This window comes from Bradyrhizobium sp. USDA 4354, assembly GCF_054060315.1.
The window spans coordinates 13,896-37,149 of record NZ_JBSSDC010000001.1; the positions used below are offsets into that span (position 1 = coordinate 13,896).

A 23,254-nucleotide genomic window follows, 5' to 3' on the forward strand; every position below is an offset into this window, starting at 1 on the left:
GCATCGACGGGGTCTTGCGACGATCGGCCTCAGGCCGGCCTCGAAAAAGACTAAAGCGGCAGCATCCGATTCAATAGGTCGAGCAGCGTGCGCTGCTCGGCCTCGGCGAGCGGGGCCAGCATCTTCCGATTATACGGCTCCGTCAGCCTTGCCCCCTCGGCAATGAGCTTTGCACCCTTTGGCGTGAGCATGAGCTCGACCGCACGGCGGTCCGCCTTGGAGCGGTTGCGCTTGATGAAGCCGGAGGATTCGAGCTCGTTCAGGATCTTGATCAAGTTCGGCAGCCGCAACCGAAGCAGGCTGGCGAGGCTGCTCGGCGGCACGCCGGGATTGTCGCGAATGACGACGAAGATCGCATAGGTCGCCGGCGTCAGGCCCAAGGCGGCGAACTCCTCGTAAAAGCCTTCGAAGAACCTCAGCTGGGCGAGGCGCAGCATGAAGCCGGGCGTGCGCTGGAGCGCGCGCAGGTCCAGCGAACTCTCCGGCTGCTCGGCGGACTTTGCTCCAGGTCTGACGGTTTTCGAGCTCATGATCCTCAATCCGCGGCCCCAACTCGGCCGAATTGACACTCTCAAAAATAGCTATAAAATATAACTATTATTCAGCGGCACCAAGACCGCGCATGGGAGGGACACAATGAACAGCAAATTCCTGCATAAATTATGCATGCTTGCCGCAATGCTGACCGCGGCGCCGGCATTCGCCCAGGACGTGGTGAAGATCGGCATCCTCAACGACCAATCCGGTCCGTTCGCGAGCTATCAGGGCATCGGCTCGGTCGTCGCCGCCAAGATGGCGGTCGAAGACTATGGCGGAAAGGCTGCCGGCAAGCCGGTGGAAGTCGTCGCGGCGGATCACCAGAACAAGACCGATATCGGGATTGGCATCGCCCGGCGCTGGTACGAGAACGAGAGCGTCGATGCGATCTTCGACATCCCGAACTCGTCGATCGCGCTCGCGGTGGCCGGCATGAGCGCCGAGAAGAACAAGGTGTTCGTCGGATCGGGCGCCGGCACGGTGCTCCTGACCGGCGAGAAGTGCACGCCGAACACCGTGCACTGGACTTACGACACCTATGCCTATGGTCGCGGTCTCGGCAAGGCGATCGTGCAGCAGGGCGGCAAGAAGTGGTTCTTCATCACAGCCGACTACGCCTTCGGTCACGATCTGGAGAAGCAGGCCGCGGAGGCCGTGAAGGCGTCGGGCGGCGAGGTGCTCGGCAGCGTGCGGCATCCGCTGGGAACGGCCGACTACGCCTCGTTCCTGCTCCAGGCCCAGGCGTCAGGCGCGAACGTCATCGGCTTCGCCAATGCCGGGGACGACACCATCACCTCGATGAAGCAGGCCGCCGAGTTCGGGCTGACCAGGGATCACAAGCTGGTCGGATTGATCCTGGGCATGAACGGCCTTCCCGCGCTGGGCCTCAAATTTGCGCAGGGCGCGCAGATCATGAACCCGTTCTACTGGGACCTGAACGACGGCACGCGTGCGTTCGCCAAGCGTTTCGCCGAGCGCATTCCGTCGAAGGCCTACCCGAATGACATGCAGGCCGGCGTCTATGCCTCGGTCATCCACTACCTCAAGGCCATCGACAAGGCTGGTAGCGCCAAGGACGGCAAAGCCGTGGTCGCGATGATGAAGGCGATGCCGACTGACGATCCGCTGTTCGGCAAGGGCTATATCCGCAAGGACGGCCGCAAGATCCATCCGCTCTACCTGCTGCAGGTCAAGGCACCGGAGCAATCGACCTCGGCTTGGGATCTGCTGAAGGTCGTCACCACCATCAAGGGCGAGGACGCATTCCGCGCCGAGAGCGAAGGCCAGTGCCCGCTTAGCAAGCAATAAGGCGGAGCTGACCATGAGCGGCATTGCATCCAGCCCGGTCGACCCGTTCGCGCCCGACTTCCTGATCGACCCCTACCCTGCCTATGCGGCGCTACGCGCGCTCGGGCCCGCATTCGCATTGGAGCGTTACGGCGTGTGGGCGATGGCCGGCTATGCCGAGGTGGAGCCGGCCCTGAAAGACTGGAAAACCTTCATCAGCGGCGAAGGCGTCGGCCTCCACGGCATGAACCCGGCGCTGCCAAAGCCGCTGACACTGCAGATCGATCCGCCCGACCATGACAAGGGCCGCCGCGTGCTCGGCCGCACGCTGTCTCCGGGCGTCGCAAGGAAGCTGCGCGAGACGTTTCAGCGCGAAGCGGAGAAGAAGGTCGCGGAGCTGATCGACAAGGGCACGTTCGATGCCGTGAGCGATCTTGCGGAAGCCTATCCGATGAAGGTGTTTCCGGATGCGATCGGCATCCGGCCGGACGGCCGCGAGAAGCTGCTCGCCTGGAGCACGTTCGTGTTCGACAGCTTCGGCCCGGACAACGAGATGCTGGCGGCATCGCGCAAGGCGGGTCTCGCCGCGCAGAGCTGGATCATGGAATGCTGTGCGCGAGATGCGCTACGGCCCGACAGCCTCGGCATGATGATCTACCAGGCGGCCGATGAGGGCGAGATCACCGAGCACGAGGCAACGCATCTCGTCCGGCCGTTCCTGACCGCCGGGATCGACACCACCGTCAACGGCATCGGCAACACCCTGCTCGCGCTCGCCACGCATCCGGATGAATACCGCAAGCTGCATCACAAGCCGGAGCTGGCGCGCAACGCGTTCGAGGAAGGCCTGCGTTACGATTCACCGGTGCAGACGTTCTTTCGCACCACCTCACGCGATGTCGAGATCGGCGGTGGCGTGATCCCGGCGCATCGCAAGGTGCTGCTGTTCATGGCCTCCGCGAACCGCGATCCCGCGCGTTGGGACAAGCCGGACCGGTTCGACGTGGAGCGGGTTGCGACCGGGCATGTCGGCTTCGGCGCAGGCATCCATGCCTGCGTCGGTCAGATGATCGCGCGCCTGGAAGGCGAATTGGTCTTCGGCGAGCTCGCAAGGCGCGTGAAGACCATCGAGCTCACGGCTGAGCCGAAACGCAGGCTCAACAATTCGCTGCGCGGCCTAGCGAGCATGCCGGTGCGGGTGACCGCCGCCTAAAGCGCGATGAGATTGAGCTCGGTCGTCGGTCGTCCGCGCTTCCGATCGACGACGTGCTCAGTTCCTCGCCGGAGCCGCGGCCGCCGCAGCGCGCGCGGGCCGCGGTGCGCCGGGTTCGGCAACGGGAGCAGCCGGTGCGCGCGTGCGCATGATCGCGGCGTTGATCTCGGCGATGACGCGGCGCTGGATCGCCTCGTTCTTGTCGATCGAGATGTGGCCGACGCCGGTGCCGCGCACGTCGACATTGTCGAGCTTGCCACGGAAACCCGACGCAGCCCGCACCGGCTCGCCGGGGCCGTCGCCGATATAGATGTTGATGTAGCGCTCCGCGCCGGTCGAGAGCTTGGTCTTGAACACGGAGTCGAGGCCGATCGCGAGCTTCACGGGCACGCCGAGCTGATTGAGCTTGGCGATCATGTCCGGCAGCGCGGTCGCGCCGGAGGAATGGCCGACCAGGACGATGGTCTTGAGCCGGCCGGCCTTGTAGGCGGTCGCCGCTTCATCGGCGAGCGAGGACCAGGAGACGAAGTTGGCGACGGTCACTGGGATGCCCTGCGCCTGGAGTCGGGCGCCGATCGTGTCGAGTCCGAGCGAGAAGATGTTGAGCACGCCGCGGAGCAGGTAGACATGCGTGGTCGCCGCCGCGGCCTGGCTCGGCGCGGCTGTGGCGGTGGTCGGGCTGATGGCAACAGCTGACAGCAGGAGTAGGCCCACCGCCCACATACGGAGGGCGGACAACTGGCTGGCGCCGGCGGTGTGACGGCCGTTCGGTCTCATCGATCTTTTCCCTGGAGACGATACGCTTCGCGATGGCCGGAATCGTAGCCATGGCCCGCTCGCACACGCAACAAAGAGCCGCGTGAGCGACAATCTTAGCAGCAAGCCGTGGCGGTTGCGCAACACTTGCCTGGAACCTGCCAAAGAACGGCCTGTTTTGAGGCCATTTTTCTCCGGCCAATTGCGACCGGGCAAGGGCATTCCTATCTCAGGGCTCCGCTGACCCGCCCTTCCCGGCAGGTTCCAGCCTCCCTCCCCAGCCTTTGCTCCCCAGCCTTGCGGCCATCATGTCCTCCATCATCTCCGTCGCCAATTTGTCGAAGACCTATGGGTCCGGCTTCAAGGCGCTCAAGAACGTCAATCTTGACATCAAGCGCGGCGAAATCTTCGCACTGCTCGGCCCGAACGGTGCCGGCAAGACCACGCTGATCTCGATCATCTGCGGCATCGCCAACCCGAGCGAAGGCAAGGTTCTGGTCGGCGGCGAGGACATCCAGACCTCCTACCGCAAGGCGCGCTCGCTGATCGGCCTCGTGCCGCAGGAATTGCACACCGACGCCTTCGAGAGCGTGTGGGCGACCGTGAGCTTCTCCCGCGGCCTGTTCGGCAAGCCGAAGAATCCCGATCATATCGAGAAGGTGCTGAAGGACCTCTCGCTGTGGGACAAGAAGGACAACAAGATCATCACACTCTCCGGCGGCATGAAGCGCCGCGTGATGATCGCCAAGGCGCTGTCGCACGAGCCGCAGATCCTGTTCCTGGACGAGCCCACCGCCGGCGTCGACGTCGAGCTGCGCAAGGGCATGTGGGAGGTGGTGCGCGGCTTGCAGCAGTCCGGCGTCACCATCATCCTCACCACGCATTACATCGAGGAAGCCGAGGAGATGGCCGACCGCATCGGCGTCATCAACAAGGGCGAGATCGTGCTGGTCGAGGACAAGGCGACCTTGATGCAGAAGCTCGGCAAGAAGCGGCTGACACTGCATTTGCAGGGCAAGATCGCCTCGCTGCCGGAGAGCCTCGCTCATTACGAGCTCGAGCTCTGCGATAGCGGCGCGACCCTGGTCTACGATTACGACACCAAGGGCGAGCGCACCGGCATCACCAGCCTGCTCGGCGATCTCCGCACCGCCGGCATCCGCTTCAACGATCTCGACACGACGCAGTCGTCGCTCGAGGACATCTTCGTCGACCTCGTGAGGACGTCATGAATCATCGCGCCATCCGCGCCATCTACCTGTTCGAAATGGCGCGCACCTGGCGCACGCTGCTGCAAAGCATCGTCTCGCCGGTGGTCTCCACTTCGCTCTATTTCGTGGTGTTCGGTGCCGCGATCGGCTCGCGCATCAGCCAGGTCGAGGGTGTCAGCTACGGCACCTTCATCGTGCCCGGCCTGATCATGCTCTCGGTGCTGACGCAGAGCATCGCCAACGCCTCGTTCGGCATCTACTTCCCGAAATTCACCGGCACGATCTACGAGATCCTGTCGGCGCCGATCTCCTATTTCGAGATCGTGCTCGGCTATGTCGGCGCCGCGGCGACCAAGTCGATCATCTTGGGCCTCATCATCCTCGCAACAGCCGGCCTGTTCGTACCGCTGCACATCCATCATCCGGTCTGGATGCTGGCGTTTCTGGTGCTGACCGCGGTGACCTTCAGCCTGTTCGGCTTCATCATCGGCATCTGGGCCGACGGCTTCGAGAAGCTGCAGATGATCCCGATGCTGGTGGTGACGCCGCTGACTTTCCTCGGCGGCAGCTTCTATTCCATCGACATGCTGCCGGCGGGCTGGCGCACGGTCGCGCTGCTCAACCCGGTCGTCTATCTGATCTCGGGCTTCCGCTGGAGCTTCTACGAGATCGCCGACGTCAGCGTATCCGTCAGCATCGGCATGACGCTGGCATTCCTGATGATTTGCCTGGCCGTGATCTGGTGGATTTTCCGCACGGGATATCGGCTGAAGAATTGAGCTGTCATTCCGGGGCGCGACGAAGAGCTATGATGCGCAATTGCGCATCTGAGAATCCATTGTGCGGCAGACTTGGTGGATGAATGGATTCCGGGCTCGCCCTTCGGGCGCCCCGGAATGACGGCGGTAGACTCACCGATAGCAATGGAAGCGGTGATACCTGTCGTAATACCCGCGGCAGCGGTGGCGATAGTGGCGGTGGGGAATGCCGAACACGCCCTCCACCGCACCCACAGCGCCGCCGACACCGGCGCCGACCGCGCCACCGACGACACCTCCTACGGGGCCGGCGATCCGGTTACCTTCATAGGACCCTTCCTGGGCGCCGCGCACGATGCCCTGCGCGTGACCGGCTTCCGGCAAGGACAACAGCGCGAGAAGGGCGGCGGCTGCGAACAGCAGGCGGATGGGGAAGCCGGCCGGCAGGACGGCGGCGTTGACACGGGATTTGTTCATCTTCAGTCCCAAGGGGCAAAAGCGGCGGCGAAAGCCACCGATCGGCAGGACATCATCAACGCACCGAACGGCCGAATGGTTGCGCCTTTGTGACGAATTGTCGGCGATGTGAACGCATGTCCGCTCGCGAAAAAGTCAGCATCGCAGCTGGCGGCGCGGCACAAAGCGGCCTTGCTTACGTCGGACATCACGTTAACGATGGGCGGGCAGCTCGCTGGAACGAAAGCCGGATTGCAGGCATATTGCACGCCGGGGACGGAGAGCCGCGGCGCCTAGCGTGAACAGGCCGGAGGCCAAGATTCAAATGCGTTTCCAGATGCGTTCGTTTTTCATTGCTTTCACCTCATTGCTGCTCTTGAGCGCGGGTACCGCGCAGGCCAAGGTCGAGATCACCGTCGACAAGGACAATCAGCAGATGACCGTCGCCGTCGACGGTGTCGCGCGCTATCACTGGCCGGTGTCAACAGGCATCCCCTCGCGCGAGACGCCGAACGGCGCGTTCCGCGCCTTCCGCATGGAAGAGGATCACTACTCCAAGGAATTCGACGACGCGCCGATGCCGCACGCGATCTTCTTCACCAAGGTCGGGCACGCCATCCACGGCACGGACTCCGTTGGCCGGCTCGGCTCGCCGGCGTCCCATGGCTGCGTGCGGTTGTCGCGTCAGAATGCCACGACGCTCTATGCACTGGTGCAGCAGCAGGGCGTGCTCAACACCACGGTGACGCTGACCGGCTCGGCGCAGGTGGCGCTGGCGCGCAATCCGCGCGGCCGCAACACCACTGCGGTGGCCCGCGCTCCGCAGCAGCCGGCCGAGGAGCAGTACGCCACCACGGGCGATCCCGTGAACTTGACGCCGCCGGCGCAGCCCGCGCGCCGCTACATGCCGCAGGACGACAACTACATCTATCCGGCCGACGGCAGCGACACCGGCGCACGCTATCCGGCACCGCGTTCGGCCGGCCGCCCGCTTTATGACGCACAGGTCTATCAGCAGCAGCCGCAGCCATATTACAATCAGGGCTACGGCCAGCAGGGCTATTATTATCAGCCGCAGCCCCGCCAAGTTTATCAGCCGCGCGACTATTACTATCAGAACTGACGCGATCGCCCTCAACCGCCCTCGCCGGCCGAGGCACCATGCCGTCACGTGCCACGACCATTCTGACTGTGCTCTGGGTTCTGATCGCGGGACGGGCCATGGGATCTGATGTGGCCTTTGACCTCGAGGCGCATCGCGGCGGGCGGGCGCTGTTGCCGGAAAACACCCTGCCCGCCTTCGCCAATTCGCTGTCGATGGGCGTCGACACGCTGGAGCTCGACGTCGGCGTCACCGCCGAAGGCGAAGTGATCTTATCGCATGAGCGCGGGCTCAATCCCGATCTCGCACGCAGGCCCGATGGGGTCTACATCACTCCGCCCGGCACGCCTTTCGTCAAACTGCGGCTCGACGAGGTCAGGACCTATGACGTCGGCCAGATCCGGCCGGACAGTGCCTACGCAAAGCAATTCCCCGACCAGCGTTCGGTGCCGGGGACGCGCATTCCCACCTTGAAGGAGCTGTTCGCGCTGGTGCGCAAGTCCGGCAACACGCAGGTGCATTTCAACATCGAGACCAAGATCGACCCGAACCATCCGGATGAAGCGCCAGATCCGCAGGCCTTCGTCGTGAAGCTGCTCGGAGTGATCGAGACCGAAGGATTCTCCGACCGCGTCATGGTCCAGTCGTTCGACTGGCGAACCCTGCTTCTCGTGCAGCAGCAGGCGCCCAACATCCCGACCGTATACCTGACGCTCCAGCGCGGCTCGGCTCCGACGGTGGCGCTCGACAAGGCAACGAGCTGGACGGCCGGCTTCAGCCCGGCCGATCACGGCGGCTCGCTGCCGCGGACGATCAAGGCCGCGGGCGGCGCGATCTGGTCGCCTCATTTCGGCGACGTCACCGCGGCGCTCGTCTCGGAGGCTCACGCGCTCGGGCTGCGCGTCGTGGTCTGGACGGTCAACAAGCGAGACGACATGGCGCGCATGATCGAGCTCGGCGTCGACGGGATCATCTCGGACAGGCCGGACCTGTTGCGGCAGATCGCCGGCGAGAAGGCGATCGCGTTGCCGGCGGGGACGCCGGTGGCGCCTTAGGTTCCGTGTCCCGGACGCGGCGCGGCATGAAATGACGCGACGCAGAGCCGGGATCCAGAATTGTGGGCCCCGGCTCTGCAGCGCATCACCATAGCGCGTCGAAGACGCGCGTGAACGCGCTTATGGTGCTGCGCAGCGTCCGGGGCACGAGACATCGCGTCGCCCCTACTCCCCATCTTTCAATCGCCGATACAGCGCGCCCAAGATGTTGGAATAATCGTCCGTCCAGACCCGCGCCCTGTCATCGGCTTCGGTCTGTTCCCATTGCTTGGAGGACGCGAGCCTGCCGATGTCGGCCTCCTCCCGCGCGGAGATGACGACGTCGGTCGAGAAGATGTAGTCGGAATCGCGGCCTGAATCCTCGTTGAAGACCCAGCTCTTGAGATCGTTGGCGTCGGCAATGCCGACCACGACGGTCTCGAGATCGAGATGCCGATTGGAGACGTGCATCACCACGGCGCCGTGCGGTGCGAGCTTGTCCTTGTAGATCTTCATCGCCTCTTCGGTCGCAAGATGGATCGGGATCGCATCGGACGAATAGGCATCCACGATGACGAGATCATAGGCGCCATCGGGCTCCTTGGCGAAGGTGAGGCGTGCATCGCCGATGACGGGCTTCATGTCCGGCATGCAACTGGAGATGTAGCGGAAATTCCTGGGGTCACGCGCCGCGTCGACCATGGATTGGTCGATCTCGAAGAAGGTCCAGCTCTCCCCTGGCTCGGCGGCGCAGGCGAGCGTGCCGGAGCCGACGCCGATCGCGGCGACCTTGAGCGGCGCGCCCTTGCGCTCGCGGATCGCGCTGACGGCCTGACCGATACCACCGTCCTTGTGATAGTAGGTGATCGGCTCGGGCCGGCCTGCGACAGGCGTCCCATCATTGTCGCGGAAGCGCTCGGCGCCGTGGATGGTGGTGCCGTGCATCAGCACGTGGAAATAGCCGCCCGGCGTCACCACGATCTTGTGCACGCCGAAGAAGCTGCGCACCGTCGTGACGCGGCCCTCGTCTGCGGGATAAACGCGGATCAAGGCCAGCGCGAGCGCGACGGTGGCGAAGATCTTCCAGCGTCCGGCATTGAGGATCAGCGCGAGCAGCGCGGCGAGCACGCCGACGCTGCCGGCGACCCAGACGCGATGATCCACGAACCAGGTCGAGAGGTCGCCCGTCGCGGTGGAGGGCACAACGAGCGCCACCGCGAGCGCGGCGAGCGCCAGCCAGTACCATTTCACGATGCCGGCAAGGCGTTCGTTCGCAGACGGACGGCACAGCGCGGCGAGCGCGATCAGGATCGGATATTCGGCGATCCACGAGAAGGTGAAGGGCGCAACGAGCCCTGCGAACAGGCCGCCGACCATGCCGCCGAACGATAGCGCGACATAAAACCCGGTGAGATATCTGGCCGCCGGCCGCGTCCGCGCCAGTTCGCCGTGGCAGGCCATGGCGATGATGAAGAAGCACAGCTGATGGCCGCCGAGCGTGAGCAGCAAATTCTGCTCGCCGCCGAATGCGAGCAGGAAGACCACGCCCGCGATCGCAACCGGCTGGAGCATCAGCATCCATTTGTGCGGCAGCAGCGGCCGTGACTGGAACACCACGACCCAGGTCAGCAGATACAGCGACAGCGGCAGCACCCACAGCAGCGGCGCCGCCGCGACGTCGGTCGAGATGTGCGCGGTGACGGCGATGAGCAGGCCCGACGGCACCGCGGCGAGGAAGATCCAGCGCAACCGCGTCAGCGGGCCGGGCGCCGGCGCATTCATGTCCTCGGTCCGCACATCGGCCACCGCCAGCCTCGGCGAACGCAGCAACAACATGCCGCAGGCGCCGATGAGAAGGATCAGCAGGCCATAGCCGCCGGTCCAAAACCGGTTCTGCATCTGCAGCGTGAACACCGGCTCGAGCAGGAACGGATAGGACAGCAGCGCGAGGAAGCTGCCGATGTTGGAGGAGGCATAGAGAAAATAGGGATCGTGGGCGGCGGGATGGCCGGTGCGGACGAACCAGGCCTGCAGCAGCGGATTGTTGGCGGCGAGCGCGAAGAACGGCAATCCAATCGAGATCATAAACAGGCCAAGCAGCCAGAATGCATAGCCCGAAGCAGGCGGCTCGCCATAGGCGGAGGCGATTGCGAGCGGCAGCGTGGCGAAGGCCGCGATCAGCAGCACCAGATGCACCGCGACCGGAACGATCCGGTTCCTCGCCTGCATCAGCAGATGCGCGTAGGCATAGCCGGCCAGCAGCAGCGACTGGAAGAACACCATGGCCACCGACCACACCGCGGGCGAGCCGCCGAGCCGCGGCAGCACCATCTTCGTGAACAGCGGCTGCACCGAGAACAGCAGCAGCGCACTGACGAAGATCGCGGCGGTGTAGACCGTCAGCACCAGCCGGTTGCGCGACGACGAAGGCTGCTCCGTCGCGGCGGGTTGCACGATCGAATCCATGGAAGCTCCGGCTCAAACCCCGGCTGGCGCCGGACCGCGCGCAATGGAGCACAAGGCGCCGGAACGGGCAATAAAGTGTGGCGTGATGTTGCGGCGAGGAATGCTTGATATAAGGAGGGTCGTTCCGGCGCGATGCAAAGCATCGAACCCGGAACCCCGAGATTCTCCGGTGCGGAGCCCGCACCATAGTTCTCGCTTCGCGAGCCCCGGAATGACGCCAAGGGAATCATGAGCGAAACCGACGTCGTCATCATCGGCGCTGGCCATAACGGCCTCACCTGCGCGGCCTATCTCGCGATGGCGGGCCTGCGGGTGCGCGTGGTCGAGCGGCGCAAGGTGGTCGGCGGCGCCGCGGTGACGGAGGAGTTTCACCCCGGTTTCCGCAATTCGGTCGCGGCCTACACCGTGAGCCTGCTCAATCCGCAGGTGATCCGTGATCTCAAGCTCGCCGAGCAGGGCCTGCGCATCGTCGAGCGGCGCGCGCAGAATTTTCTACCCGCACTAGATGCCAGCTATCTCCTCACCGGCGAGGGGCGGACGAAAGCGTCGGTCGCGCGGCTCAGCGCGCATGATGCGGAGGCCCTCGACGGCTTTGCGCGCGAGCTGGAGGACATCGCCGACGTGCTCAGGCAGTTCGTGCTGCGCGCGCCCCCGAACCTGCTCGACGGATTTGGCACGAACGCGATCCGCGAAGCCGTGAACGCGCTCCAGAGCGCCAATATCCTGCGCGGCCTCACGCTGGAACAGAGCCGCAGCCTGCTCGATCTCTTCACCCGTTCGGCCGGGCGAAATGCTGGACGAACGTTTCGAACATGATCTGGTGAAGGCGCTGTTCGGCTTCGACGCCATCGTCGGCAACTATGCCAGCCCCTACGCCGCCGGCTCGGCTTATGTGATGCTGCATCACGCCTTCGGCGAGGTGAACGGCAAGAAGGGCGTCTGGGGCCACGCCATCGGCGGCATGGGCGCGATTACGCAGGCGATGGCACGCGCGGCACGCGACCGTGGCGTCGTGATCGAGACGGATGCCGGCGTCCGTGAGATCATCGTCGAGCGCGGGCGCGCCGTCGGCGTCGTGCTAGAGAACGGCTCTGTCATCCGCGCAAAGTATGTCGCGGCCAATGTCAATCCAAAGCTGCTCTACACGCGGCTGATCGCGGCGGACGCTCTGCCTGCGGACTTCCTCGCCCGCATCCGGCACTGGAAGAACGGCTCCGGCACTTTCCGCATGAACGTGGCACTGGACCGCCTGCCCTCCTTCACGGCGCTGCCGGGCGATGGCGATCACCTCAGCTCCGGCATCATCCTGGCGCCGAGCCTCGACTATATGGACCGCGCCTATCTCGATGCGCGGGCGCAGGGCTGGAGCCGAGAGCCAGTGGTGGAGATGCTGATCCCCTCGACGCTCGACGACACGCTGGCCCCCGCCGGCAAGCATGTCGCGAGCCTGTTCTGCCAGCATGTCGCACCAAGGCTTCCCGATGGAAAGTCCTGGGACGATCATCGCGAAGAGGTTGCCGATCTCATGATCGCGACCGTCGACAAATATGCCCCGGGTTTTGCGGCGAGCGTGCTCGGCCGTCAGATCCTGTCCCCGCTCGATCTCGAACGGCAGTTCGGTCTGCTCGGAGGCGACATCTTCCACGGCGCGCTGACGCTGAACCAGCTGTTCTCGGCGCGGCCGATGCTGGGCCACGCCGATTATCGCGGGCCGCTGAGGGGCCTCTACCATTGCGGCTCCGGCGCCCATCCCGGCGGCGGCGTCACCGGGGCCCCCGGCCACAACGCGGCGCAGGTGATCCTGCGGGATCACCGGTCGCTGTTCGGAAGCCGTGGATAGGTCTGTGGATGGGCTGTGGACAGTCTGTCGAATAGTCTGTGGCGAAACCGGGACGGCTTCTCAGTACAAGCCCGGATCAGGCTGTGGAAAAGACGCGGGATAAGTAAGGTATAAGACAGTGGATGGCCTCCGAATGAAGAGCGGAGGGGCTGTGGATGTCGAGTAGTGCTCGCATGACCGACGAGAAGAGAAACGCAGCAGATATCCGCTGGAGCGAGCAAATTGCCGCTTCGATCGTAGATGAGCTGCTGGTCGCGAAACTGATAGCGGAAGATCAGGCTGGGTGGGCGCGCCAAATAGTCGCCCAAGACATTCATATCCAGCTAGTCTCTGGCTTTAGGCCGCCAAATTCGAACTGAGGCATTGCCGGGCATTCCTGCGAGCCCCAAAACGACCCCGCCCGCCAGGGTAATCCCTAGCGGGCGGTGATCAGGAATAGCCGGTGAAGAAAAATGGCCCCCGCTGGGAAATGCAGGCGGAAATTACTTCAAGGAGGTGCTAATCGAAGTGAACTTCTCGTTCATGGTGGTGCCCAGGCTGTTCACCACGGTGATGATCGCCAGGGCGATGCCCGCAGCAATCAGACCGTACTCGATCGCAGTTGCACCGGACTCGTCCGACCAGAACTTCTGAACCATGCGCTTCAAGACTCGCCTCCGTTTCAATTCCAAGCTGTATTGACTTGCTTCAACATCCGAAAATGTACGGGAGACAAGCTACAGGCGCATTAACCAGGGAACCGCAAATTATCCGGATAATTGGCACCAAAAGTTCCCAAAATTGAACTCAACGGAACCCTGAATGGAGCCTTCCCCCACCCATCGCGCCAGCTTTTCGATCGGCAGCGAGGCCGACGCCAGGCGTGTCGTCGACCTGCTCACCGAGGTGTTTTTCGAGGGCGATGCGGCGGTCGCCGCGTTCGAGCGTCCGGACGGACAATGGGACGTCACGCTCCATTTCGTCGAGGCGCCTGATCAGGCATGGCTGCGCGAACTCGTTGCAACTTCGGCAGGAAATGGGATCGCCGCAACGCTCGCCTTCGACACCATCGAGGCCAAGGACTGGGTCAAGGCCAGCCTTGAAGATCTCATCCCGGTCCCGGCCGGGCGCTTCGTCGTGCACGGCAGCCATGACCGTGACCGTGTGGCGCCGAACAAGCTCGCCATCGAGATCGAGGCGGCGCTCGCCTTCGGCACCGGTCACCACGGCACGACGCGCGGCTGTTTACTGCTGCTTGACCATGTCCTGAAGAGTTCCCGGCCGCGCAACGTGCTCGACCTCGGGACCGGGACCGGCGTGCTGGCGATCGCAGCCGCGAAGGCGTTGCACCGCGCAGTGCTTGCCTCCGACATCGATCCACCCTCGGTGCGGGTGGCGGCTGAGAACGCCTCGCTCAATGAAGCTGGTAACCATGTGCGGGTGATCCGCGCCACCGGCTTTGCCGCGCCGGATTTTGCACGCGCGGGCCCGTTCGACCTGGTGCTCGCCAACATCCTTGCCAATCCGCTGCGGCAGTTGGCGAGCCCGATGACGCGGCACCTCGCGCCCGGCGCCCGTGTCATCCTCTCCGGCCTGCTGACGCACCAGGCTCCCGCCGTGATCGCCGCCTACCGCGCCCGCGGCCTGGTGCCGTTGAAGCATCTGCGGATCGAGGGGTGGAGCAGTCTGTTGCTGCGGAAGGTGGGGTGAGCGAGGTGCTGTAGGGTGGGCATAGCGAAAGCGTGCCCACCATTTCGCCGCCATAGCCGACAGACGGTGGGCACGGCGCTTCGCGCCTTTGCCCACCCTACGGCATCATCAATGCAGCTACTCCGCCGGCTTCTCGTCGCGGCGTATCGCGCGATCGTTCTGCAAGGTGCGCCGCGCGCGGCGCTCGGCGAAACGGTCGATCATCTGGCTGATCAGGCCGCGCGGCTTCTTCGGTGCCGCCGCAGCCGGGGCGCGACGCACCGGCGGCGAAATCTTCTCAAACGTGAACGCTGGCATCGTGTGTCCCCTCGCCGTTGAGATGAACCACCTGCTCGAATTTCCCTGTTATCCGGACGAAGCGCAACTGCCGCATCCTTTACTCCACTCAACTCGAATGGAACTATTTCAAGCACAGTCCATGCCAGATGCGACGCAAATGCGTCTAGATTGCGGACCGATGCCCATGATCCTAGAGTGATCCACATGTTCGAAGCACACTTCCAGACATTCGAGGAGCCGGAGGCCGGCGTCGCATTGACGGCGCGGCTGGCCGCACTTCGCGAAGAACTTGCCCGGCGCAAGCTGACCGGCTTAGTCGTTCCGCGCGCCGATCAGCAGCAGAACGAATATGTGCCGCCATCGGAAGAGCGGCTGGCCTGGCTGACCGGCTTCACGGGCTCGGCCGGGATGGCGGTGGTGCTGACGCAGGAAGCCGCGGTGTTCGTCGACGGCCGCTACACGCTGCAAGCCGCCAAGCAGGTCGACGCCAAGGCCTGGGCGGTGGAATCGCTGATCGACCCGCCGCCGGAAAGCTGGGTGTCGGCGCATCTGAAGGCCGGCGATCGCCTCGGATTTGACCCGTGGCTGCACACTTTTTCGGCAGCCGAACGCCTGTCTGCCGCCTGCGCCAAGGCCGGCGCCGAGCTCGTGGCCGTCGACAGCAACCCGATCGACGCAGTCTGGCAGGACCGGCCGCAGCCGCCGCTCGCCCCCGTCGCCGTGCACAGCCTCCAGCATGCGGGTGTCGGCGAGGCCGAGAAGCTGACGCAGATCAGGGGCGAGATCGCCAAGCTCGGCACCGATGCGCTGGTGCTGTCGGACAGCCACGCGGTGGCCTGGACCTTCAACATCCGCGGCGCCGACGTCGCCCATACCCCGCTGCCACTATCCTACGCCCTGGTGCCGAAGGACGGCCGTCCCACCATCTTCATCGACCACCGCAAGCTCTCCAACCTCACACGCGATCATCTCGAGCAGTCGGCCGACGTGCGCGAACCGGACGCCATGGCGCCGACGCTGATGGCGCTCGCCAAGAGCGGTGCGGCGATCACGCTCGACAACGCCACTGCGGCCGACGCACTCAGCCGGCTGATCGCAGGCGCCGGCGGCAAGCCGGTGCGCGGCAGCGATCCGGTTGCACTGCTCAAAGCGGTCAAGAACGCAACCGAGATCAAGGGCACCAAAACCGCCCATGTGCGCGATGCCGTGGCGCTGGCGCGCTTCCTCGCATGGATCGATCGCGAGGCGCCAAGCGGCAAGCTCACCGAGATCGACGCAGTCGAGGCGCTGGAGACTTTCCGCCGCGACACCGGCGCACTCAGGGACGTGTCGTTTCCGACCATCTCCGGCACCGGTCCGAACGGCGCCATCGTGCACTACCGCGTCACCCGCAAGAGCAACCGGCGGATCGCGCCTGGCGATCTCCTGCTGATCGATTCCGGCGCGCAATATGAGGACGGCACCACCGACGTCACGCGCACCATGGCGGTCGGTGAGCCCACGGACGAGATGCGCGACCGCTTCACCCGCGTGCTGCGCGGCCATATCGCGATTGCGCGCGCCATCTTTCCGGACGGCACCACGGGCGCGCAACTCGATACGCTGGCGCGGCAATATCTCTGGTCCGTCGGCCTTGATTTCGAGCACGGCACCGGCCACGGCGTCGGCAGCTATCTCTCGGTGCACGAAGGACCGGCGCGAATCTCGAAGCTCGGCACCACGCCGCTGAAGCGCGGCATGATCCTCTCCAACGAGCCCGGCTACTACAAGACCGACCGCTTCGGCATCCGCATCGAGAATCTCGAACTGGTGGTCGCGGCCGACATCAAGGGCGCCGAAAAGCCGATGAACGCGTTCGAGACGCTGACCTTGGCGCCGATCGACCGGCACCTGATCGATGTGGCGATGCTGAGCCGCGATGAGCTCGACTGGCTGAACGCGTATCATGCGCGCGTGAAGGCCGAGGTGCGGCCGGCGCTGGACGAGGCGACGAAGGCCTGGCTCGATCAGGCGACCGCGGACTTGAAGCTCTAAATCCGTCATAAGACCGCCCGCGTAGGGTGGGCAAAGCATCCGCTGCCGCTCGAAGAGCGGAGGCGGATGCGTGCCCACCATCCATCTCCGCGTGACGGCAGCAACGGTGGGCACGCCGCCGCAAAGAGCGCGTCTTTGCCCACCCTACAGGCCCTGCGCCTTGACGCCTTGCGCATAGCCGTATGCCGAAATGGCCGTATTCGCTCGCAATGCGATGCGGCTAGTGTCCGGCGATGCACGGCATGATCAGCAAGCCGCCGGGAGCGGCCACCGACATCGCGACATCGCGCGTGGTGTTGCTGCTGCTGGTCGTCATGACCGGCATCGCGCCGATCTCGCTCTACATGCTGGTTCCGGCGCTGCCGGTGCTGGCGACGAATTTCGGCAGCGACATCTCGATCGCGCAGATGACGGTGTCGCTCTACATGGTCGGCATCGCGCTGTCGCAGCTGATCATGGGTCCGCTGTCGGACCGGTTCGGACGGCGTCCGGTGCTGCTCGGAGGACTGGCGCTGATGGTGGCGGCCAGCATCGCCTGCATCTTCGCGCAGAACCTGCCGCAGCTGATCGCCGCGCGCTTCTTCCAGGCGCTGGGCGGCGCCGCCGGCATGGTGGTAAGCCGCGCCATCATCCGCGACATCTACGAGCGCGATCGCGTCGCCTCGATGATCAGCCTCGTGGTCGCGGCGCTGATGATCGGCCAGATGGTCTCGCCGCTCACCGGCGGCCTGATCGAGACCGCGTTCGGCTGGCGCGCGATCTTCTACGCCATCACCATCGCCGCGATCATTGTCGCCGTCGGTATCGCCGTGGCGTTGCCGGAGACGCGCCGCAGCCGGGCTGCCGGCAGCGGCTTCCGCCGCGATGTCGGCATGCTGATCCGCAATCGTGCCTTCGTCGGCTATGTGATGTGCCAGGTGCTAGCCTCGCAGATCATCTTCACCTTCGCAGGCGGCGGCCCCTACATCGTGGTGACGCAGATGGGACGCAGCAGCGCCGAATATGGCGCGTGGTTTGCGACAACGGGCTTTGCGTTTCTCGTCGGTAATCTGCTCTGCGTGCGCTTTGCGCCGCGGCATTCGCTGGAGAAGCTGATCTGGTTCGGCCTCGCGCTGCAGCTCGCCGGCAGCCTTGCGAACCTGCTGTGGAGCTTGATCGGCTGGAATGAAGCCCCCGCCTGGCTGTTCGGCACCCAGATGATCGTGATGGCCGGCAATGCCTTCGTGATGGCCAATTCCGCCGCCGGCGCGATCAGCATCCGCCCTGAAGCCGCCGGTACCGCCTCAGGCGCGATGGGCTTCCTGCAGCAAGGTATCGGCGCGCTGATGTCGCAATTCGGCGCCTATCTCGGCGGCCACTCCGCAACGACGCTGCCGCTCACCTCTGCGGTCCTCGCGGTCTCGCTGCTCTGCGCCTGCGTGATGATCTTCGTCGTGCCCCGCCGCGAGGTCGTGGTGAGCGAGGCGCTGATCGAGCAGGCCGAGGAGGAAGAGACGGGGATGATGTGAGGGGGGCATGACGCCCTTCCCCGTCATTGCGAGCGCAGCGAAGCAATCCAGACTGTCACCGCGGAAAGATTCCGGATTGCTTCGCTCCGCTCGCAATGACGGAAGAAACCTTCACTCCCCGATCAGCTTCAGCCACTCGTCCTCGGTCAGCACCTTGACGCCGTGCTTGTTGGCTTCCGCGAGCTTCGAGCCTGCGCCGGGGCCGGCGATGACGAGATCGGTCTTTTTCGATACCGAGCCCGACACCTTTGCCCCTAAACGCTCAGCCGTCGCCTTGGCTTCATCCCGCGTCATCTTCTCCAGCGAGCCCGTGAACACCACGGTCTTGCCGGCGACGGCCGAATTGCTCTTCGGCTTCTCGGCGTCGACGATCTCGACCTCGCTGGTCAGCCGTTCGACGATGCCGCGGTTGTGGCTCTCGCCGAAATAATCGGCGATGCTCTTGATCACGGTGTCGCCGATCTGGTCGAGCGCGTCCATGTCTGCCATCGCCTCCTCGTCGCCCTTGGCGACCTTGAGGCAGGCATCGTGGAAGGCGTCCCACGAGCCATAGCCGCGCGCCAGCGCCAGCGCCGTGGTCTCGCCGACATGGCGCATGCCGAGCGCATAGATGAAGCGCTCCAGCGCAATTTTTCGCCGGTTCTCGATGGCGCCGAACAGGTTGCGCACCGAGGTCGCGCCGTAGCCCTCGACCTCCTCGAGCCTCAGCTTCGCGTTGCGTTTCTCCAGCGTGAAGATGTCGGCGGGCTCCTTCACCCACCCCTCGTCGTAGAAATACTGGAGCTGCTTCTCGCCAAGACCGTCGATGTCGAAGGCCCGCCGCGACACGAACAGCTTGAGATGCTCGATCTTCTGATAGGGACAGGCGAACTCGCCGGTGCAGCGGGCGCGCGAGCCCTCCTCGCCCGCCGCCGTCTCCTCGCGCACGACGTCGGTGTGCAGCGGACACGGGCACTTCTTCGGGAAGTGGAATTCCTTGGCCGTCTTCGGGCGCTTGTCGAGGACGACATCGACCACCTGCGGGATGACGTCGCCGGCGCGCTGGATCACGACGGTGTCGCCGATCCTGATATCGCGGCCCTCGCGCAGCACCTCGCCCTTGTTGCCGATGCCCTTGATGTAGTCCTCGTTGTGCAGCGTGACGTTTTGCACGATCACGCCGCCGACGCCGACCGGCTCGAGCTTGCCGACCGGCGTGAACGAGCCGGTGCGGCCAACCTGGATCTCGATGTCGCGCAGCACCGTCATGGCGCGCTCGGCCGGGAATTTGTGCGCGATGCCCCAGCGCGGCGTGCGCGAGACGAAGCCGAGCCGCTCCTGCCAGTCGATGCGGTCGACCTTGTAGACGACGCCGTCGATGTCGTAGTCGAGCCGTGCGCGCTGCTCCTCGATCGCATGATGAAAAGCGAGCAGCTCCTCGACGGAGTGACAGAGCTTGGTCAGCGGATTGGTCTTGAAGCCGCAGCCCTCGAACCAGCCGATCATGCCGCTCTGCGTATCCTCCGGCATCGCGCTCATCTGCCCCCACGCATAGGCGAAGAAGCCGAGGGGACGGGAGGCGGTGATGGTCGGGTCCTTCTGCCGCAAGGAGCCTGCGGCCGAATTGCGCGGATTGGCGAAAATGGTGCCGCCTTCCGCCTTCTGCCGCTCGTTGAGCGCGAGGAACGCCTTCTTGGTCATGTAGACCTCGCCGCGCACCTCGCAGATGTCGGGGACGTTGCGTCCCTTCAGCTTCTGCGGCACGTCTTCGAGCGTGCGGATGTTGGCGGTGACGTCCTCGCCGACCGCACCGTCGCCGCGCGTCGCAGCGGTGACGAGTTCGCCGCCCTCGTAGCGCAGCGACATCGAGAGCCCGTCGATCTTCGGCTCGGCGGAGAAATTGACCTTGTCGTCGTCGAGCTTCAGGAACCGCACGATGCGGCCGACGAAGTCGCGCACGTCCTCTTCGGCAAAGGCATTGTCGAGCGACAGCATGGGCACGGCATGCCGGACTTTCTTGAAGCGGCCCGACGGCGCCGCGCCGACCTTCTGCGAGGGCGAGTCCGCGCTGACGAACTCGGGAAAGCGTTTTTCGATCGCATCGAAGCGACGACGCAGCGCGTCGTACTCGGCGTCGGTGACGGTGGGCGCGTCCTCCTGATAGTAGCGCTCGTTGTGCCCCTCGATCTCGAGCGCGAGCCGCATGTGCTCGACCTTGGCCTGCGCCTTGGTGAGGTCGGCGACGTCGCGAAGCGGTGTTGCTTTGGATTTTGCTGCTCTGGCCATGGTGCTTGGATACGACGGAGCGGGCGGAAGGGTAAAGGCGGTTGACTTTCGTGCCCCGGACGCAGCGCAGCGCGAAGCGATGCGCTGCCGAGCCGGGGCCCATGTGGCGGTAGTCTGGGTCCCGGCTCGCGCTGCGCGCGTCCGGGACACGAAACCTAAGCCGTCGCCGCCTTGAGCAACCTCTCCGCCGCCGCCCTCGCCTCCGCCGTGATCTCGGCACCCGCCAGCATCCGGGCGATTTCCTCGCGGCGGTGGTCCGCGGCGAGCGCATTGACGCGGGTGGCGACGCGCTTGCCCTTGTCGAGGGCGTCCTTGGAGATGAGGAGGTGCTGGTCGGCGCGGGCGGCGACCTGCGGGGCGTGGGTCACGGCCATGACCTGGACCTTGCCGGCAAGCCGCGCCAAGCGCCCGCCGATGGCGTCCGCAACCGCGCCGCCGACGCCGGTGTCGATCTCGTCGAAGACGAGCGTCGGCGCCGAACCGCGGTCGGACAGCACGACCTTGAGCGCCAGGAGGAAGCGCGACAGCTCACCGCCGGAGGCGACCTTCATCAGCGGACCCGGCTTGGTGCCCGGATTGGTCTGCACCCAGAACTCGACGCGATCGAACCCTTGCGGCCCCGGCGCGGCCTCGTCGGTCTCGACCTGGGTCATGAATCTTGCGCGTTCGAGCTTGAGCGGCGCCAGCTCGGCATTGACCGCCTTGTTGAGCTTCTCCGCCGACTTCTGCCGCGCCAGCGACAGCTTCTTGGCGGCGGCGGCATAGCGGCTATCTGCCTCGATCGCGGCCTGCTCCAGCTTCTTGAGCCGCGAAGCGCCGGCATCGATCAGGACGACGTCGGCGGCATATTTGGCGGCCAGCGCGGCGAGACCGTCGACCGGCGTCGAATATTTGCGAGACGCCGCACGCAAAGCAAAAAGCCGCTCCTCGATGCGTTCGAGCTCGGCCGGATCGAAATCGGTTGCGGCCAACGCCGCCTGGAGGTGCTGATCGGCTTCCTCGAGCGCGTTGATCGCAGCGTCGATCGCCCTCACCGCAGGCTCGACCAGCGCCGGCGAGTTGACGCCGCGGCGCTCCAGCCGGCGCACCGCCGCCGACAGCGCCGCGACCGGCGAATGATTGCCGCCGACCGCCTCCTGCGCCTCGCGCAGGTCCGAGGCGATCTTCTCGCCCTGCATCATGGTGGTGCGGCGCGAAGCCAGTGCAGTCTCCTCGCCGTCCTTGGGCGCGAGCTGCTTCAGCTCGTCGGAGGCATGGCGCAGATAATCGGCCTCGCGTGCGGCATGCTCCATGGCGGCGCGATGCTGCTCCAGCGCGGTGTTGGCGGTGCGGCGCTCGTCCCAGAGCGCTTCGACCGCCGCGACGTCCTTTTCCAGGCCGGCAAATGCGTCGAGCAGGCGGCGGTGGGTGGCGGCATCGACCAGCGCGCGCTCGTCATGCTGGCCGTGGATCTCGACCAGGGCGGCGCCGACCGCCTTCAGCGTCTGCACGCTGATCGACTGGTCGTTGATGAAGGCACGGGTGCGGCCGTCGGCGAGCTGCACGCGGCGGAGAATCATCTCCCCGGTGTCGTCTAGGCCATTCTCGGCCAGAATCTTGGTCGCAGGGTGATTCTTCGGGACATCGAACACGGCGGTGACCTGCCCCTGCTCCGCGCCGTGGCGCACGAGCCCGGCGTCGCCGCGGCCGCCGAGCGCCAGTGCGAAGGCATCGAGCAGGATGGACTTGCCCGCCCCAGTCTCGCCGGTCAAAACCGCAAGGCCGGTGGCGAATTCGATATCGAGCCGTTCGATCAGGACGATGTCACGGATCGACAGACGCGCCAGCATGGAACCCCAAAACTTCCTAGCCGAGGCCCATCTTCTTGAAGGTCCGGCTGATCCAGGACCCCTGATTCTCGCTCGGCTCGAGACCGCCGGATTTTACAAGATTATAGGCGTCCTTGTACCAGCGGCTGTCAGGAAAATTGTGCCCAAGCACGGCCGCCGCGGTCTGCGCCTCGCCGACGATGCCGATCGCCATATAGGCTTCGGTGAGCCGGAACAGCGCCTCCTCGACATGGCGGGTCGTCTGGTACTGCGTTACGACGGTCTTGTAACGGTTGATCGCGGCCGTGTAGTCGCGCTTCTGGGCGTAGTAGCGGCCGACATTCATTTCCTTGCCGGCGAGCTGGTCGCGCGCGCCCTCGATCTTGGCCTTGGCCGAAGTCGCATATTCGGAAGTTGGATATTTGCGCACCACCTCTTCCAGCGCGGCGATCGCCTTTTCGGTGCGGGCCTGGTCGCGGCTGATGTCGGGAATCTGGTCGTAATGGGAGGCGGCAATCAGGTATTGCGCATAGGCCGCGTCCGGGCTGCCGGGATGCAGCGTGACATAGCGGGTGGCGGCGCCGATGCAGCCGTCATAGTCGCCGCCCTGATAGGACGCATAGGCCGACATCAGCAGCGATTTGCGGGCCCAGTCGGAATAAGGATGCTGGCGGTCGACCTCTTCGAACTTCTTGTTCGCCGCCTTCATGTCCTTCTTCTCGTTCATGAGGTACAGGCCCTCATTGTAGATCTTGTCGGCGGGCTCCTCGACGAAGGTGTCGTCCTTGGCGGTGAACTTGTCCCAGAGCGCTCCCGTGCCGCAACCGGCGAGCGGCAGCGCGAGCATGACGAAGGTGACGGCCTGAAGCAGCCCACGGGCTCGCGACGAGACCGAGAAATATCCGCGCGTCATACGCTGTGCCGACATGAGTTTAAGCCCTGACGCCCTGTGATGCGGTGCCCGCCAGCCCACGAACCCCGTCATGGGCGCGAAATGTAACCGTGGTGCCT

Annotated in this window: 19 protein-coding genes and 1 pseudogene; 11 read left to right on the plus strand and 9 right to left on the minus strand. The window is 65.0% G+C overall.

Annotation, left to right across the window (positions count from 1 at the left end):
* Positions 1-50 precede the first annotated feature (50 nt).
* On the minus strand, positions 51-530 hold the full coding sequence (locus ACVIIV_RS00085) for a MarR family winged helix-turn-helix transcriptional regulator (RefSeq protein ID WP_456742338.1): 480 nt from the start codon (positions 528-530) through the stop codon (positions 51-53).
* A 106-nt stretch (positions 531-636) separates the two neighbouring features.
* On the opposite strand from ACVIIV_RS00085, the gene ACVIIV_RS00090 reads away from it, so the two are divergent.
* Together ACVIIV_RS00090 and ACVIIV_RS00095 are read left to right on the plus strand one after the other, a co-directional pair.
* The gene (locus ACVIIV_RS00090) at positions 637-1,845 is read left to right on the plus strand and encodes an ABC transporter substrate-binding protein (protein ID WP_456742339.1); all 1,209 of its coding nucleotides are present in this window, start codon (positions 637-639) and stop codon (positions 1,843-1,845) included.
* A gap of 13 nt (positions 1,846-1,858) precedes the next feature.
* Positions 1,859-3,037 carry a cytochrome P450 gene (locus ACVIIV_RS00095; protein ID WP_456742340.1) on the plus strand — a complete coding sequence of 393 codons (1,179 nt, stop codon included), beginning with the start codon at positions 1,859-1,861 and terminating at the stop codon, positions 3,035-3,037.
* A gap of 57 nt (positions 3,038-3,094) precedes the next feature.
* Here ACVIIV_RS00095 and ACVIIV_RS00100 read toward each other — a convergent pair whose 3' ends face one another.
* Complete coding sequence (locus tag ACVIIV_RS00100) at positions 3,095-3,814, minus strand: hypothetical protein (protein ID WP_456742341.1); 720 nt, start codon at positions 3,812-3,814, stop codon at positions 3,095-3,097.
* A 287-nt stretch (positions 3,815-4,101) separates the two neighbouring features.
* Here ACVIIV_RS00100 and ACVIIV_RS00105 point away from each other — a divergent pair, with 287 nt between their 5' ends.
* Both ACVIIV_RS00105 and ACVIIV_RS00110 read left to right on the plus strand, forming a co-directional pair.
* The gene (locus ACVIIV_RS00105) at positions 4,102-5,025 is read left to right on the plus strand and encodes an ABC transporter ATP-binding protein (protein WP_456742342.1); all 924 of its coding nucleotides are present in this window, start codon (positions 4,102-4,104) and stop codon (positions 5,023-5,025) included.
* Positions 5,022-5,783 carry an ABC transporter permease gene (locus ACVIIV_RS00110; protein ID WP_456742343.1) on the plus strand — a complete coding sequence of 254 codons (762 nt, stop codon included), beginning with the start codon at positions 5,022-5,024 and terminating at the stop codon, positions 5,781-5,783. The genes ACVIIV_RS00105 and ACVIIV_RS00110 overlap by 4 nt, the downstream gene beginning before the upstream one ends.
* Positions 5,784-5,915: 132 nt before the next feature.
* On the opposite strand, the gene ACVIIV_RS00115 is transcribed toward ACVIIV_RS00110, so the two are convergent.
* Positions 5,916-6,239 (minus strand): hypothetical protein, encoded by a 324-nt coding sequence (locus ACVIIV_RS00115; protein ID WP_456742344.1) that lies wholly within the window; start codon positions 6,237-6,239, stop codon positions 5,916-5,918.
* Positions 6,240-6,543: 304 nt separating this feature from the next.
* On the opposite strand from ACVIIV_RS00115, the gene ACVIIV_RS00120 reads away from it, so the two are divergent.
* Both ACVIIV_RS00120 and ACVIIV_RS00125 read left to right on the plus strand, forming a co-directional pair.
* The gene (locus ACVIIV_RS00120) at positions 6,544-7,341 is read left to right on the plus strand and encodes a L,D-transpeptidase (RefSeq protein WP_456742345.1); all 798 of its coding nucleotides are present in this window, start codon (positions 6,544-6,546) and stop codon (positions 7,339-7,341) included.
* Positions 7,342-7,379: 38 nt separating this feature from the next.
* A complete protein-coding gene (locus ACVIIV_RS00125) occupies positions 7,380-8,375 on the plus strand; it encodes a glycerophosphodiester phosphodiesterase (protein WP_456742346.1) in 996 nt (331 codons plus the stop codon).
* A 165-nt stretch (positions 8,376-8,540) separates the two neighbouring features.
* On the opposite strand, the gene ACVIIV_RS00130 is transcribed toward ACVIIV_RS00125, so the two are convergent.
* Complete coding sequence (locus tag ACVIIV_RS00130; protein WP_456742347.1) at positions 8,541-10,820, minus strand: fused MFS/spermidine synthase; 2,280 nt, start codon at positions 10,818-10,820, stop codon at positions 8,541-8,543.
* 228 nt (positions 10,821-11,048) lie between these two features.
* Between ACVIIV_RS00130 and ACVIIV_RS00135 the strand changes: the two are divergent.
* Positions 11,049-12,660 (plus strand): annotated as a pseudogene (locus ACVIIV_RS00135) (phytoene desaturase family protein).
* A 173-nt stretch (positions 12,661-12,833) separates the two neighbouring features.
* Positions 12,834-13,019 carry a hypothetical protein gene (locus tag ACVIIV_RS00140; RefSeq protein ID WP_456742348.1) on the plus strand — a complete coding sequence of 62 codons (186 nt, stop codon included), beginning with the start codon at positions 12,834-12,836 and terminating at the stop codon, positions 13,017-13,019.
* A gap of 123 nt (positions 13,020-13,142) precedes the next feature.
* Here ACVIIV_RS00140 and ACVIIV_RS00145 read toward each other — a convergent pair whose 3' ends face one another.
* Positions 13,143-13,298, minus strand: a complete 156-nt coding sequence (locus ACVIIV_RS00145; RefSeq protein ID WP_155248464.1) for a Flp family type IVb pilin — start codon at positions 13,296-13,298, stop codon at positions 13,143-13,145.
* A gap of 163 nt (positions 13,299-13,461) precedes the next feature.
* Here ACVIIV_RS00145 and ACVIIV_RS00150 point away from each other — a divergent pair, with 163 nt between their 5' ends.
* On the plus strand, positions 13,462-14,349 hold the full coding sequence (locus tag ACVIIV_RS00150) for a 50S ribosomal protein L11 methyltransferase (protein WP_456742349.1): 888 nt from the start codon (positions 13,462-13,464) through the stop codon (positions 14,347-14,349).
* A gap of 117 nt (positions 14,350-14,466) precedes the next feature.
* Here the strand turns inward: ACVIIV_RS00150 and ACVIIV_RS00155 are convergent, their stop codons facing one another.
* Positions 14,467-14,646 carry a hypothetical protein gene (locus ACVIIV_RS00155; RefSeq protein ID WP_456742350.1) on the minus strand — a complete coding sequence of 60 codons (180 nt, stop codon included), beginning with the start codon at positions 14,644-14,646 and terminating at the stop codon, positions 14,467-14,469.
* A 186-nt stretch (positions 14,647-14,832) separates the two neighbouring features.
* On the opposite strand from ACVIIV_RS00155, the gene ACVIIV_RS00160 reads away from it, so the two are divergent.
* Both ACVIIV_RS00160 and ACVIIV_RS00165 read left to right on the plus strand, forming a co-directional pair.
* Positions 14,833-16,662 carry an aminopeptidase P family protein gene (locus ACVIIV_RS00160; protein WP_456742351.1) on the plus strand — a complete coding sequence of 610 codons (1,830 nt, stop codon included), beginning with the start codon at positions 14,833-14,835 and terminating at the stop codon, positions 16,660-16,662.
* Between the two features lie 233 nt (positions 16,663-16,895).
* Complete coding sequence (locus tag ACVIIV_RS00165; RefSeq protein ID WP_456742352.1) at positions 16,896-18,170, plus strand: multidrug effflux MFS transporter; 1,275 nt, start codon at positions 16,896-16,898, stop codon at positions 18,168-18,170.
* A 111-nt stretch (positions 18,171-18,281) separates the two neighbouring features.
* Here ACVIIV_RS00165 and ligA read toward each other — a convergent pair whose 3' ends face one another.
* From ligA to ACVIIV_RS00180, 3 genes are all read right to left on the minus strand, one after another.
* Positions 18,282-20,435: an NAD-dependent DNA ligase LigA gene (gene ligA, locus ACVIIV_RS00170; protein WP_456742353.1), complete on the minus strand. Its 2,154-nt coding sequence runs from the start codon at positions 20,433-20,435 to the stop codon at positions 18,282-18,284.
* 155 nt (positions 20,436-20,590) lie between these two features.
* On the minus strand, positions 20,591-22,264 hold the full coding sequence (gene recN / locus ACVIIV_RS00175; protein ID WP_456742354.1) for a DNA repair protein RecN: 1,674 nt from the start codon (positions 22,262-22,264) through the stop codon (positions 20,591-20,593).
* A gap of 16 nt (positions 22,265-22,280) precedes the next feature.
* On the minus strand, positions 22,281-23,171 hold the full coding sequence (locus ACVIIV_RS00180; protein WP_456742355.1) for an outer membrane protein assembly factor BamD: 891 nt from the start codon (positions 23,169-23,171) through the stop codon (positions 22,281-22,283).
* Positions 23,172-23,254 lie beyond the last annotated feature (83 nt).

Bases quoted from the DNA above. Each gene is read 5' to 3' on its own strand.
- ACVIIV_RS00120 (WP_456742345.1), top strand. From the start codon at position 6,544: ATGCGTTTCCAGATGCGTTCGTTTTTCATTGCTTTCACCTCATTGCTG.
- ACVIIV_RS00150 (WP_456742349.1), top strand. From the start codon at position 13,462: ATGGAGCCTTCCCCCACCCATCGCGCCAGCTTTTCGATCGGCAGCGAG.
- recN (WP_456742354.1), bottom strand. From the start codon at position 22,264: ATGCTGGCGCGTCTGTCGATCCGTGACATCGTCCTGATCGAACGGCTC.
- ACVIIV_RS00100 (WP_456742341.1), bottom strand. From the start codon at position 3,814: ATGAGACCGAACGGCCGTCACACCGCCGGCGCCAGCCAGTTGTCCGCC.
- ACVIIV_RS00085 (WP_456742338.1), bottom strand. From the start codon at position 530: ATGAGCTCGAAAACCGTCAGACCTGGAGCAAAGTCCGCCGAGCAGCCG.
- ligA (WP_456742353.1), bottom strand. From the start codon at position 20,435: ATGGCCAGAGCAGCAAAATCCAAAGCAACACCGCTTCGCGACGTCGCC.
- ACVIIV_RS00125 (WP_456742346.1), top strand. From the start codon at position 7,380: ATGCCGTCACGTGCCACGACCATTCTGACTGTGCTCTGGGTTCTGATC.
- ACVIIV_RS00140 (WP_456742348.1), top strand. From the start codon at position 12,834: ATGACCGACGAGAAGAGAAACGCAGCAGATATCCGCTGGAGCGAGCAA.
- ACVIIV_RS00145 (WP_155248464.1), bottom strand. From the start codon at position 13,298: ATGGTTCAGAAGTTCTGGTCGGACGAGTCCGGTGCAACTGCGATCGAG.
- ACVIIV_RS00130 (WP_456742347.1), bottom strand. From the start codon at position 10,820: ATGGATTCGATCGTGCAACCCGCCGCGACGGAGCAGCCTTCGTCGTCG.
- ACVIIV_RS00165 (WP_456742352.1), top strand. From the start codon at position 16,896: ATGCACGGCATGATCAGCAAGCCGCCGGGAGCGGCCACCGACATCGCG.
- ACVIIV_RS00180 (WP_456742355.1), bottom strand. From the start codon at position 23,171: ATGTCGGCACAGCGTATGACGCGCGGATATTTCTCGGTCTCGTCGCGA.
- ACVIIV_RS00095 (WP_456742340.1), top strand. From the start codon at position 1,859: ATGAGCGGCATTGCATCCAGCCCGGTCGACCCGTTCGCGCCCGACTTC.
- ACVIIV_RS00090 (WP_456742339.1), top strand. From the start codon at position 637: ATGAACAGCAAATTCCTGCATAAATTATGCATGCTTGCCGCAATGCTG.
- ACVIIV_RS00155 (WP_456742350.1), bottom strand. From the start codon at position 14,646: ATGCCAGCGTTCACGTTTGAGAAGATTTCGCCGCCGGTGCGTCGCGCC.
- ACVIIV_RS00105 (WP_456742342.1), top strand. From the start codon at position 4,102: ATGTCCTCCATCATCTCCGTCGCCAATTTGTCGAAGACCTATGGGTCC.
- ACVIIV_RS00115 (WP_456742344.1), bottom strand. From the start codon at position 6,239: ATGAACAAATCCCGTGTCAACGCCGCCGTCCTGCCGGCCGGCTTCCCC.
- ACVIIV_RS00110 (WP_456742343.1), top strand. From the start codon at position 5,022: ATGAATCATCGCGCCATCCGCGCCATCTACCTGTTCGAAATGGCGCGC.
- ACVIIV_RS00160 (WP_456742351.1), top strand. From the start codon at position 14,833: ATGTTCGAAGCACACTTCCAGACATTCGAGGAGCCGGAGGCCGGCGTC.